The sequence below is a fragment of the Tardiphaga sp. P4_G1 genome (genome assembly GCF_056401215.1).
On the sequence record NZ_JBFUJU010000008.1, the window covers coordinates 145,390 to 157,661 of the forward strand.

The 12,272-nt window shown below is 62.3% G+C and carries 13 protein-coding genes; 7 read left to right on the forward strand and 6 right to left on the reverse strand.

What is annotated here, in order from left to right:
- Positions 1-6: 6 nt before the first annotated feature.
- On the reverse strand, positions 7-363 hold the full coding sequence (locus tag AC1DUY_RS20050) for a DMT family protein (RefSeq protein ID WP_068731204.1): 357 nt from the start codon (positions 361-363) through the stop codon (positions 7-9).
- Between the two features lie 207 nt (positions 364-570).
- On the opposite strand from AC1DUY_RS20050, the gene AC1DUY_RS20055 reads away from it, so the two are divergent.
- From AC1DUY_RS20055 to AC1DUY_RS20065, 3 genes are all read left to right on the forward strand, one after another.
- On the forward strand, positions 571-1,167 hold the full coding sequence (locus AC1DUY_RS20055) for a PAS-domain containing protein (protein ID WP_089261730.1): 597 nt from the start codon (positions 571-573) through the stop codon (positions 1,165-1,167).
- 223 nt (positions 1,168-1,390) lie between these two features.
- Positions 1,391-2,245: a lyso-ornithine lipid O-acyltransferase gene (gene olsA / locus AC1DUY_RS20060; protein WP_478116494.1), complete on the forward strand. Its 855-nt coding sequence runs from the start codon at positions 1,391-1,393 to the stop codon at positions 2,243-2,245.
- 96 nt (positions 2,246-2,341) lie between these two features.
- The gene (locus AC1DUY_RS20065) at positions 2,342-3,283 is read left to right on the forward strand and encodes an aldo/keto reductase (protein WP_478116496.1); all 942 of its coding nucleotides are present in this window, start codon (positions 2,342-2,344) and stop codon (positions 3,281-3,283) included.
- A gap of 219 nt (positions 3,284-3,502) precedes the next feature.
- On the opposite strand, the gene AC1DUY_RS20070 is transcribed toward AC1DUY_RS20065, so the two are convergent.
- Positions 3,503-4,729 (reverse strand): DUF1501 domain-containing protein, encoded by a 1,227-nt coding sequence (locus tag AC1DUY_RS20070; RefSeq protein ID WP_478116498.1) that lies wholly within the window; start codon positions 4,727-4,729, stop codon positions 3,503-3,505.
- Positions 4,726-6,219 carry a DUF1800 domain-containing protein gene (locus AC1DUY_RS20075; RefSeq protein WP_184513854.1) on the reverse strand — a complete coding sequence of 498 codons (1,494 nt, stop codon included), beginning with the start codon at positions 6,217-6,219 and terminating at the stop codon, positions 4,726-4,728. Before AC1DUY_RS20075 ends, AC1DUY_RS20070 begins: the two co-directional genes overlap by 4 nt.
- Before the next feature lie 122 nt (positions 6,220-6,341).
- Here AC1DUY_RS20075 and AC1DUY_RS20080 point away from each other — a divergent pair, with 122 nt between their 5' ends.
- From AC1DUY_RS20080 to AC1DUY_RS20090, 3 genes are all read left to right on the forward strand, one after another.
- Entirely contained in the window at positions 6,342-6,545 is a 204-nt protein-coding gene (locus AC1DUY_RS20080; RefSeq protein ID WP_315840855.1) for a hypothetical protein, read from the forward strand.
- Between the two features lie 154 nt (positions 6,546-6,699).
- The gene (locus AC1DUY_RS20085) at positions 6,700-7,272 is read left to right on the forward strand and encodes a hypothetical protein (RefSeq protein WP_478116500.1); all 573 of its coding nucleotides are present in this window, start codon (positions 6,700-6,702) and stop codon (positions 7,270-7,272) included.
- Positions 7,269-7,742: a hypothetical protein gene (locus tag AC1DUY_RS20090; RefSeq protein ID WP_478116502.1), complete on the forward strand. Its 474-nt coding sequence runs from the start codon at positions 7,269-7,271 to the stop codon at positions 7,740-7,742. Before AC1DUY_RS20085 ends, AC1DUY_RS20090 begins: the two co-directional genes overlap by 4 nt.
- A 109-nt stretch (positions 7,743-7,851) precedes the next feature.
- On the opposite strand, the gene AC1DUY_RS20095 is transcribed toward AC1DUY_RS20090, so the two are convergent.
- The 3 genes from AC1DUY_RS20095 to AC1DUY_RS20105 all read right to left on the reverse strand — a co-directional run bounded on the left by AC1DUY_RS20095 (position 7,852) and on the right by AC1DUY_RS20105 (position 10,924).
- Complete coding sequence (locus tag AC1DUY_RS20095; protein WP_478116504.1) at positions 7,852-9,324, reverse strand: sensor domain-containing diguanylate cyclase; 1,473 nt, start codon at positions 9,322-9,324, stop codon at positions 7,852-7,854.
- A gap of 171 nt (positions 9,325-9,495) precedes the next feature.
- Positions 9,496-10,191 (reverse strand): glutathione S-transferase family protein, encoded by a 696-nt coding sequence (locus AC1DUY_RS20100; protein WP_089261744.1) that lies wholly within the window; start codon positions 10,189-10,191, stop codon positions 9,496-9,498.
- A 22-nt stretch (positions 10,192-10,213) separates the two neighbouring features.
- Positions 10,214-10,924, reverse strand: a complete 711-nt coding sequence (locus AC1DUY_RS20105; protein ID WP_478116507.1) for a glutathione binding-like protein — start codon at positions 10,922-10,924, stop codon at positions 10,214-10,216.
- Positions 10,925-11,138: 214 nt separating this feature from the next.
- Here AC1DUY_RS20105 and AC1DUY_RS20110 point away from each other — a divergent pair, with 214 nt between their 5' ends.
- Positions 11,139-12,251, forward strand: coding sequence for an MBL fold metallo-hydrolase (locus tag AC1DUY_RS20110; protein ID WP_089261748.1), 1,113 nt, complete (start codon positions 11,139-11,141; stop codon positions 12,249-12,251).
- Positions 12,252-12,272: the final 21 nt, after the last annotated feature.

The following is a 12,272-nucleotide window of genomic DNA, read 5'->3' on the forward strand; positions in this document are numbered from 1 at the left end:
TCGCTGCTACGACCACTTGTGGAAAATGAAGAACGCCCCGAGCGCGATGAAGGCAAAGCCCAGCGCGTGATTCCAGCCGAGCGGCTCCTTCAGATACAGCACCGAAAATGCAGCAAACACGACCAGCGTGATGACTTCCTGCATCGTCTTCAACTGGGCGGCATTGTAGACCTCGCTGCCCCAGCGATTGGCGGGCACCGCCAGCCAATATTCGAAGAAGGCAATGCCCCAGCTCACCATGATGACGAGGGGCAACGAGTGATCCTTGAATTTGAGATGGCCATACCAAGCGAAGGTCATGAAGATATTCGAGGCTAGCAGCATCAAAATCGGCAGCAGCAGCGGCGGAATGGTGAAGGGCATTCGATCGGGGTCCTTTTTAAATCCCGGCGCTAACATTCAGGGGCCGGCGCCGGTTCCGGTGGCATCGATAGCATTTGAAGCGAACAAGGGGAAAATGATGCCGGGCTCTTCACGCGCCGTTAGCTATACCGCCGGGAAATTGTGGGCCTTTTTGCAACCAGAGGCCAACCTGCGTTTCTTACCTTTGTACGGACACAGGTACGACCGATGCAGTACGATTGGCGACTGATTCTCGATCCGGGAATTGAAACGGCGATCATTGTGATCGCAGCCGTCGGGATTACTTTGGCAATCCGCCTCTTCCGGCTGCGACGCGCGGCACGGGCCCGCGAGAACGAGCAGCACGCCACTGCCCAGCGCCTTTCGGCTGCACTTGACCAGATCGATATCGGTGTCGTGCTTCTCAATGCCGACACCCGCGCCGAATTCATCAACCGCGCCTTCCGCGACTACTTCACGCTCCCCGATGAGAAGGCCGACAGCAAGCCGCCGCTGATCGCGCTGATGTATCACGCGCGCGATATCCACGCTTACGCCCTCCCCGACGACGAGGTCGACAGCTTCATCGCCAGGCGCGTCGAGATGATCCGCGCCGGCACTTCCACGCCGACGACGTTGCGCCTCGCCAATGGCCGGGTGCTGCGGATGAGTTGCGCCGTGCTGCCCGATGGCGGGCGGATGCTGAGCTACACTCCGGTGACCGACCTCATTCGTCACACCGACGAGCTCTCCGAGCGCGACTACTATCTGGCGCTGCGCGAGGGCGACGTGTTCAGCTCCCACCGGCTGGACGCCGCCGAATAGGGCACAACGCCGCCTGTGGATATCCCGGGTTGTCATGGCGATGTCACTCGCCCCGGCTAGGCTCCTCATGCAGCCGGTTGCTTCCCCCCGTCGCCAATCGGGTGCTTCCCCAGCGGTCTCCGTCAGTTGCCGCGCTGACCGGGACCGCTTCTTTTTGCCGTGGTTTCTCTTAATTCATGCAACTGACTTTGCCTGCGGAAGTCGGCCCCGGTATAATAAACCCATGATCCGTTTCGCCGCCGTCCTGATCTCCTTGACCATGCTGACGCTGCTGCTGGCGCCGTTTCAGCTGATCGCACTGGCCTTCGGCCTGCGCTGGCAGCAGAGCATTCCGCATCTGTTTCACCGCGTGCTTTGCGCATTGATCGGGGTGCGCATTCACGAGGTCGGCAAGCAGACGACGGACACGCCGGTCCTGATCCTCTCCAATCACGTCTCATGGCTCGACATCATCATCATCGGCGCCAGGGCGCCCGTGGTGTTCGTCGCCAAGAGCGAAGTTGCCAAATGGCCGGTGTTCGGCTGGCTTGCCAAATTGCAGCGCACGATTTTTGTCGAGCGCGAACGCCGGCAGAAGACCGGCGCGACGGCGCAGGAAATCGGCGACCGCATGCTATCCGGCGACGCGGTGGTCCTGTTCGCGGAGGGTACCTCCAGCGACGGCATGCGCGTGCTGCCGTTCCGCTCGGCGCTGGTCGGCTCGGTGCATCACGCGCTCGGCGATTCCACGCATCACAAAGAGATCACGGTGCAGCCGATGTCGATTGCTTATGTCGGCTTCGGTGGCTTGCCGGTCGGCCGCGCCTTTCGCGAAAACGTGGCATGGTATGGCGACATCGATCTGATCCCGCATTTCATCGGCATCCTGTCGTCGGGCGCCATCGACGTCGTCGTAAGCTGGGGCGAAGCCGTCGCCTATGACATGTCCGCTGATCGCAAGACCATCACGCGTAACGCGGAAAACGCTGTGCGGCGCATGACGTCCACAGCCTTGCGCGCCGGGCCGCCGCGGAAGACCCCGACCGCCCTGCCCGCGCCCGAAGTTCAAACGCCCGAGTCCGCTTCCGCCATCGCCTGAGCGCCCGCGCGACTGCCATGATGCAGAGCGTCTTGCTGCGCGACGAGGTGCGCGCCATAACCTTGGTCCGCGCTTCCCTCACAAGGCACACTCATCATGGAAACCCGCAATCTCGGCCGCTCCGGCCTTCGCGTCTCCGCCGTCGGTCTCGGCTGCAACAATTTCGGCCAGCGCACCGATCTGGAGACCGCGCGCAAGGTCATCCACAGGGCCATCGATCTCGGCATCACGCTGTTCGACACCGCCGACATCTATGCCGGCATGGGTGGCTCCGAGACGGTGCTGGGCGAAGTGCTGGGCGATCACCGCAAGGACATCGTGCTGGCGACGAAATACTGCAAGCCAATGAGCAATGACGGCAGCAAGCAGGGCGCCTCGCGCCGCTACCTCATGAGCGCCGTCGAAGCCAGCCTGAAGCGGTTGAAGACCGACTATATCGATCTGTATCAGCAGCACGATTACGACGCGCTGACGCCCATCGAGGAGACGCTGCGCACGCTCGACGACCTCGTCCGCCAGGGCAAGGTGCGCTATATCGGCAATTCCAACTTCCCGGCCTGGCGCATCGCCGAAGCCGAGATGGCCGCGCGCCAGATGAGCGTTGCGCCCTTCGTGTCGTGCCAGGACGAATACAGTCTCGTCGTCCGCGACATCGAGAAGGACCTGCTGCCAGCCGCGCAGCATTTCAATCTCGGCCTGCTGCCGTTCTTCCCGCTCGCCGGCGGCATGCTGACCGGTAAATATGCCGGCCTGAAGAACGTCCCCGCCGATACGCGCTTCGGCAAGACCCCCTATATGCAGGAGCGCTATCTGAACCCGCGCAACATCGCCTTGGTCGATCAACTGCAGGCCTTCGTCAGCGCGCGGGGCCATTCGATGCTTGAGCTCGCTTTCTCGTGGCTCGCCGCCCGCCCGCAAGTCTCCAGCGTCATCGCCGGCGCATCATCGCCCGAGCAGATCGAGCAAAATGTGAAGGCGGCGCAGTGGAAGCTGACGGCGGAGGAGATGAAGGAAATCGACGGGATTACGCTGGGGTAGGAAGCGCACAGACTCTTCCCCTCTCCCCCAGCGCGGCAACGCCGCGCGCCGCGGGAGAGTGTGGATCGACCGCGACAGCGGTCGAGACGGGAGAGGGCCCTGTCGTGCTTGCGGCCAGACCCTCTCCCGCCTTCGCTTCGCTCAGGCACCCTCTCCCACTGCGCGCAGCTTCGCTGCGCTGGGGGAGAGGGGAAAGTAAGAGCTCCCTCTAGCCGTCGGTTAAGCCACCAATCCCTTCGCCGGCTTCACCAGCGCACTGTCAGGAAACACCTGCTCAGCCAGTGCACGCTCGCTGATGCCGAGATGATCGTGGAGCACGCCCTTGAAGATCGCGCGCAGATCCGTGGTGGGGGCGAGATCGCGGGCTTCATAGAGTTTGCCATTCGCAAGGCCCGGCCAGTCCGCAATCACACAGCCGCCTTTGACCGCGCCACCCGCAAGCAACGCAATCGTGCCGGTGCCGTGGTCGGTGCCGGCCGTGCCGTTGATCTTGGCGGTGCGGCCGAACTCCGTGGCCACGACCACCACCGTGTCGCGCCAATGCGGCCCAAGCCCGCTCTCGAATTCCGCCAGCGCGCCATCGAGACCGCCGAGCAATTGCGCGAGACGCCCGACCGGCCCGCCTTCCTGCGCATGGGTGTCCCATCCATCGAAGGCGAGCGCCGCGATGCGCGGTCCGTCATCCGCGGCCATCAGCTTCGCTGCGCCGCGTGCGACCTGGCGCATCGCCGCTACGGCATTGCCGCCGCCCTTCGGTTTCATCTCGTCGCCAACGGCAATCTTGTCGAGCTTCAGGCCCTGCGACAGTGCCGTCGCCAAAGCGGGATCGCGGTCCTGATAGAGTTGCATCAGCCGCATCGCCGTATCATCGGCCGCATTGGGCAGATTGACCGGCGCCCAGCCAACCGTTGGCGCGGCGCCGCGCAGCACCAGCGGCGTGGTCGGTCCGATCGCAAGACCGGACGAGACGCGTTCGCCACGCGGTAGCGCTTCGATGGCGCGATTGAGCCAGCCCGACTGCACGCGGCCGGGGCCGGCATAGCCGCTCTCCAGTACGTCCTGGCCGTCGAAATGCGAACGTTCGCGATAGGACGTCGCCACCGCATGGACCACGGCAGCTTTCTTGTCGCCATACATCCGCGCAAATTCCGGCATCGCTGGATGCATGCCGAAGAACGAGTCCAGCGCGATGGCTGCGTTCGGGCCATCCTTCGCCAGCGCGATCGAGCCGTGCAGACCGGCATAATCGGGGTCGCCGAGCGGCGCGACGGTGGCCAGACCATCGAGCGCGCCGCGCAGGATCACCACGATCAGGCGCGGATCGCGCGCGTCGGCGGCCCTAGCGAATTTCGGCAGATAGGCCCAGGCGGCAAAGGCCGCGCCTGATAACAGAAGCGAGCGGCGTGTGGGGCCGAGCATGCGGCTTTCACAGCAGTCCATCGTCATCTCCTCTGAAATTCCGGCGACATCAGCAGCAGCGTCAGTGCCTGCTGCCGCGTCTCCGCGCGCGCGATCGTCTGTCGTGTTTCGGATGAGGCCGCCTCGCCGGCGACCACGTCGAGCATCTCGCGCGGATCGATACTGTCGGGAATGCGCGACGAAACCTGTGCGGCGAGATCGAGCCGCAGCTTCATGCCTTCGGGCACGGCCCAGGCGGCATTGCCGTCCGGAAAGCCGTTCGGCCCCGGCGGTGTCCAGAGTGGCTGGCCAAGCGTCTGCAGTCCCGCAAAGTAACGGCCGGGATCTTCGGGGATGCGCGCCAGCAGGCGGCCGGTGGAGATCAGATATTCATAGGGCGTGCGGAGCTTGGCCATCGGCATCTGCCAGGCTTCATTGGAATCAAGCAGCGCCAGCGCCAGCGCCTTCAGATCGCCGTCGGTCTTTTTGAACACCCCTTCCAGCCGCGCCAGCAGTGCCGGCGGCGGCGCATCAGCCACGAAATGCTGCGCGAATTTCCTGGCGATGAATGTCGCCGCCGATGGATGGCGTGCGAGATCGGCGAGCGCGGCTTCGCCTTGCGCCACGCCGGTGTCGTCATAGGTCTTGCCCAGCAATTGCTGCGGCCCCGGTTCATGCGCATTGGCGTTGAAGGCAAAACTGCCGGGCGTGCCGATCTTTCCTTCGCGGCCGGCAAAGGTCCAGCCGGTGATGATGCGCGCCAGCGACGTCACATCGGCCTGCGTGTAACCACCGCCGACGCCGAGCGTATGCAGCTCCATGATCTCGCGTGCGAGATTTTCATTGAGGCCGCGCTTGCCCCTCTCACCGGCTTTTGAATTCGGGCCGATCGACTGCTGGTTGTCGAGAAAGAACAGCATCGCCGGATGCTGTTCGACGGCTTTCAGCATGTCGGCAAATTTGCCCAGCACATAGGGGCGGATCGCCTCGCGTTCGAAGGAGCCAGCCCACATCCGCGCCGGGTCGCCCTTGCTGGCCGAGATGCAGAAATGGTTCGACCAGAACACGACGAGGCGTTCGACAAAGCCACCCTCGGTAATGGTCGCGCGCTGGATCCGCGCCAGCGCTTCTGCACGATAGGTCTTCTGCACCACATTCGGCGGCAGCGCGACGGCCGGCGGCGGCTTCGGTGCGTCAGGCTGCACTGTCATGGTGGTGTTGCCGGTCATCGCGGGAGCTTCCGGCTTCCTGTCCATCGCAGCCGGCGGCGCTTCGACCGGCACCAGCCCCGGCGTCTTCAGCGCCGCCTCGCGTGCCGTTTTCACTTCGAGCTGATAGGCGAACATCGCCTGCCCCAGCTCGGTCGTGGATTGCAGGCCAGGCAATTCCAGCAGCGCCGCATTGGGGCGCGCCAGCTCGGCCTTCACGAAGCCGCGGGGATCGGAGGCCGCATTGACGATGTCGCCGGAAGCGCCACCCCGCGCGCCAAAACCGAATCGGTTCAGCGCGATCAGCGCACCTTGCGGGTCGCGGGCCATCGGGTTTCCCTCACTCTGCCTTCGTCCTATGATGCATTGGAACATCAAAGGCGACACCCCAGATATACGGGTGGAACAGATGAACCCGGCATGAAGATCGCGCTGAAATTTGGGCTGCTTTCATGAATTATCGGACAGAAACTGCACAGCCGCTCAGCCGCCGCCTCACCTGTTCGGACTGCGGGACTGAATTCGGCTGCGACCTGTCCGGCAATTGCTGGTGCGCCGAGGAGACCGCGAAACTGCCGATGCCGACCACAGGCGGCGATTGCCTGTGCCGCGACTGCCTGCGCGCGAAGGCAGCGGCAGCGCACGCCACGACCTGACGGACGTGGTGCCCCGGCGCCACCCGTTCGTTCAAACTTGAGCGGAACGGTCACGAGACGATTAAGCCTGAGAACATCGCAAGGCACGCGGTTACCTCACATTAAAGCCGCCTCGGTCTATGCAATTTCCGATTGAAACCCGTGCGGGATTGCCATGAACCGTATTGCCCTTTTCGTGGGCGTCGCCGTCAGCACCTTCGTCATCGGCGTCTGGGCCGCGCGCGGATTTCCGACGCGCTCCCCGTTCACGTCGCCCGCCAAACCCATGGCGGCGACGGTCGATGCCACATTCGGCAACGACAAGACCGAGCAGGTACCTGAGCGGCGGACCCAGGAAGCGATCAACGATCCGGACAACGCCAAACGCAATCCGTTGCGTATGGAAGCGCTGCAGGCCGCCACCGGCTATGCGCTGTCCCCCTGTGATGCCAGCATGAAGGCCAATCTCGTGGCAGCCACTACGGCCTATGCAGCGGGCTATGCTTGGCGGGACAAATGCAATCCCATGTTCGGCAATTGCGAGGCCGTACTGGAGCGCGCCAATGTCATGTACTCCTCGCCGCTCGATCAGCGCGTACGCGCCGCCCTCAACGAGGCCTTCGAGAAGGGCGGAATCAGCAAAGACGACTTCCCACCGAAACTGCAAATGGAGGTGATGACGCTGGCAAGCAGCCAGGGCAATCCGGTCTCCGCCTGTACACGGCCGACCGAACGGCCGCGCCGATGAAACTCCTTTACGTCATAGCGGCCATTGTCCTCTGGCAGATCGCCGGCTGGGCCTTTACGCCCGCTCGGCCGCCGAAACAGTTGCCGAACAGCGACCGTGCTTACGGCTCCGACGAGAAATACCTTGTCGAGGGCCGCGAGAAACAACGGCAGAGTGCTTTCCGGGCCCTCGCGCGGCCGACCGGCAGCCTGTGCATCGAAGAAAGCCGCAAGGAGTTCATCAGTGGTCTCGGCGAATACTACTATCACCGGCAGAACCAGATGGAGCGTTATCCTGAGAATTTCGGGAAACTCGGCGCCGACTACATCGCCAAGCAATGGGCCAGCACAGATGACAAGCGCATCGATCGCCTGACCCAGGAAGCCTATAGCAAGGGCTATTTAAAGCCAGACGAGTTCCAGGCCGTTGCCCGCAAGATGATCCAGACCGTGGTGAAGGGCGAGCGCGTTATCGCCAAAGGCTGCGCCTGAGATCACCGACCGAGGTAACGCGAACGCAGTGGCGTCTGCGTGGTGCACGACGAAATCATCGTTCCAGTCGCGATGTCACCGACACAAGCGCGCCGATTGCCGCGATTGCCTACACCATGCCCGCGCTGCGCCGGTCACGATCGGGTTGCGCATAGTAGCTGCGCTTGGCTTGCAGCATTTCCATATCGGCGCGCTTGACCACGGCTTCGAGTCGCTCGCCGGCCCGGCTGGTGGCAATCCCGGTGGAGAGGCTCAGCGTCAGATCAGGATAGTACTGGTTGTTGACCTCGATCAGCCGCGCCAGCGAGGCAAGCACAGCTTCGCCGCCGGCGGCATCCACTCCGGGCAGCAAGATGGCGAATTCGTCGCCGCCGATGCGCGACACCGTCGCCGGCTTTTCGACCAGTTCGCCAAACACTTCACCGGCCCGGCGCAGCAACCCGTCGCCGGCGGCATGGCCAAGATCGTCATTGGCAGTCTTCAGCGCGTTAAGATCAGCAACGATCACGGTGACCGGTTGCGATCCCTTGCGTTCGAGCCGGTTGAGTTCGTCCACGAAGAACGAGCGGTTCGTGGTGCGCGTCAATACGTCGTGGGTGCCGAGATATTCCAGATAGGCTTCCGCCTTCTTGCGCGCGGTGATGTCGGTCAGCGCGACCTGCACCTGTGACCAGTCGCGCTCATGCCCGGGCAACACCGAGAACTGCAGCAGCAGATGCAGCTTGGTGCCGTCGAGCGCGTAGTTGACGACCTCGCGCTGCTGGAACAGCTTGCCCTCCCACAGGTCGATAAGTTGTTCGCGGAAATGCGGCTCCATCTCGTCGCGAAACACATCCGACAATTGACGGAGCAACGTGTCCTTGTCGGGCGCTCCGAACAATTCCAGCGTACGGCTGTTGACATCGAGCACACGGATCTCGCTCATGCAGCGCAAAACGAATTCCTCGTGCACATCCGTGAACACGCGAAAATCCTCGATGCCCCGCGCGCGAACGTCGTCCACCAGGCGCTTGACGCCGCTGAAATCCTCGACCCACAGCGACACCGGCGAATGCGCGAACAGGCCGAACGCATAATTCTCGCTCTCCGCGAGGCGACGACGCGCGCCTTCGCGTTCGGTCACATCCTCAATGGCGATCATTACGCGATCCCAGCGCTCTTCATGCCCGGGAAGAACAATGCCGTGCAGCTGGATGTCGAGGCGCTCGCCCTTCAGCGTGTAGTTGACCGTATGGCTGGAAAAATGATTCCGGCCGCTCCAGAGCTGGGCCAGTTCCGACACATGGCTCTTGAACGTATCGTCGCGCATCACCAGACCGAGACTAAGCGTCAGGTGAGACAGGTCGCGCGCGCCGAACAGTGACAGCGTCTTGCGATTGACCTTGAGAATGCGGATGTGCTGCGAGCACTCACGGACCCGTTCAGGATTGGCGAGCAGGAATGTCTCGATGTCGTCGACGCCCTGCGCCTGCCACTGCTCGAACAGCGCCTTCACATCGCTGTAGTCCTCGATCCAGAGCGAGACCGGGGCAAGATCGAACATCACGGCATCGTCGGCGAGATTGGTAGGCGGAACGGACATAGAGACCTTGGCGCGTGAGACAGCGTGAATCGTTGAGGTATTCCCTTATAGCGAGAGTTACAGGGAATATCCTCGGATTTTCACGAAGACACCAAGCACCATCGAGAACAACGCTGGTATGCGGACATGAATACCAGCGTTGCTCAATTCATCGCCCGTAGAGAGTGGAACTCAGACCGGATAGCCCGCCGAGTTCCGCGCCATGCCGTTAAAAGCATCAAGCATTCTTTCGCGCCATGCATAGATCGCGTCGTCTTCCGCCAGCAGCTTGAACGGCGAGATCGCGCGCGCCCACTGGAACGGACCGAATACGATGTAATCGGCATAGTTTGGCGCGGCGCCACCAAGGAACGGCTGCGTCTTCAGGGTAAGGCGCATCGGATCAAGCGACTTGCGGAAGGCATCTACGCCCGTGTCGCGATTGGATGCGACCTCTTCCAGCGACTTCTTGAACCGCGCCTCGCGGCTCTCGCGGAAATAGGCCTGATCGACCGGACGCAGATGACCATGAATATCCGCGACGATGAACGGAAACATGCCGGCAACCACAACCGTGTCGCCCCACCAGTTCAGCATCCGCCCCATGGCGCGGCCGCCCTCGCCGCCGAACAGTGACGGGCGATCCGGATAGGTGTCTTCGAGATAATTGGCGATCGCCCAGGAGTCGTTGACCGCGCGCTCACCATCGAGCAGCACCGGCACCTTGTCGGATTTGTGCTTGTTGATCGCGTCCTTCTCGGTGAAGCGCCAAGGGATCGATGTGGCGTCGAGGCCCTTATGTGCCAGCGCCATCCGGATGCGCCAGCAGAACGGGCTGAAGGGACGATCTTCTTCGGTGCCGACCAGTTCGAACAGTTGCAGCGCCATGATTGCTTCTCGTAACTCTGAGCTAACTCTTCACCACAGCCGAGGTCTGGCCGAACAGCAGCTTGCGCTCTTCGTCGGTCCGGATCGGCGGCTGGCCGAAATTGGGGTTGACCTCTTTGGCGATCTCGTAAGCACGCTTCACCGCCGGCCGCTCGGCGATGGTTTCGAGCCAGCGCTTGAGATGCGGGAAGTCGTTGATGTCCTGGCCCTGGTTCTTGTAGGGCACGATCCAGGGATAGCTCGCCATATCGGCAATCGAATAGTCGCCGGCGATGAACTTGCGATCTGCAAGGCGCTTGTTGAGCACGCCATAGAGCCGGTTGGTCTCGTTCACATAGCGGTCGATGGCGTAAGTGATCTTTTCCTGCGCGTAATTGCGGAAGTGATGGTTCTGTCCGGCCATCGGGCCAAGGCCGCCCATCTGCCAGAACACCCACTGGATCGCATCATAGCGCACAGCGAGATCATCGGACAGGAACTTCCCGGTCTTCTCGGCGAGATACATCAACATCGCGCCGGACTCGAACACCGAGATCGGCTTGCTGCCACTCTTGGGCGCGTGATCGACCAGCGCCGGAATGCGGTTGTTCGGCGCGATGGCCAGAAACTCGTCCTTGAACTGGTCACCCTTGCTGATATTCACCGGAATGATCTTGTAGGGGAGCCCCGTCTCCTCAAGAAAGATCGTGATCTTGTGGCCGTTCGGCGTACTCCAGTAATAGAGATCGATCATCGTTCAATCCGTTTTGCGTGATGAGGCAACCCGCAAACCCGACCGAAGGCCGATTGAATGCGACTGCATGAAATGTTGCCGGATCATCGGATCAAGTCAATGCAATTTGCTCCGCCTCCGATGATCTTCGAAAGATCATTCCCTGCCAGTGGCGCATCCGGTCTGTTATCAAACGGAAACTCCGCACAGGCGGATGATTTCCGGGAGACATGCCATGACCGCAGATATCCGCCGCCGCGACTTTCTCAAGACCTCGGCAGCCTTTGCTGGCATGGCTGCGGCCGGATTTTCCTGCGTGGAGGTTGCCAACGCGGCGCCGATCCAGGTGCCGACGGTCGATCGGCTCTCGATCCGCGTGCTCGTCGATCAGCAGCACGATCAATTCCTGCGCGGCAGCACGGTAAATGGCGTGGTGCATGAGGGGCCAGGACCGGCTCGCAGCGCGGATGCGCGCAACGTGCTGCACAATGAGTGGGGCCTGTCGCTGTTTCTGGAATCGCAGCGTGAGCAGGACAAGCGTAATATCCTGCTCGATTTCGGCTATACCTCGCCGGCGATCATCAACAATATTGGGCTGCTTAAGGTCGATCCGGCCTCGCTCAACGCGCTGATCGTCAGTCACGGACATATCGATCATTACGGCGGACTGATCGGCTTCCTCGAGCAATATCGCAGCGTATTGCCACCCGACATCAAGCTCTATGCCGGCGGCGAGGATAATTTCTGCCACCGCGTCAGCCGCGCATCGACCGGTCAGTTCGGCGAAGGCGGCATCCTCGACCGCAAGCAGATCGCCGCGCAGAAGGTGCAGACCGTACTCTGCGAAACCCCGACGGTGATCGAGGGCCATGCTTTCACAACAGGCAAGATCAAGCGTAACAGCGTCGAGCGCGTGCTGCCGAACACCTTCGTGGACTACAAGCCGGACAGCGCAGGCTGCGACTACGGCCACTATACGGCTGCCGAACTGCAGGGCAATTTTGCACCGGACGAACACGTCCACGAACACGCCACCTGCTTCAACATCCGCGGCAAGGGGCTGGTGGTGATCAGCTCCTGCGGCCATGTCGGCATCGTCAATTCGGTCCGGCAGGCGCAGGAGATATCGGGCGTGCAGAAGGTACACGCCGTCGTCGGCGGCTTTCACCTCGGTCCTGCCCCTGCCGACTACCTCAAGCAGATCGTCGGCGAGATCAAGAAGCTCGAGCCCGATGTGGTCATCCCGATGCATTGCAGCGGCCTGAACTTCCTGCTCGAGGCGCGCGCGCAGATGCCGGACAACGTCATCAACGTCTCGACTGGCAGCCGCCTGACCTTCAGCGCGTGACCTCGCGCGCCGCACGCGCCT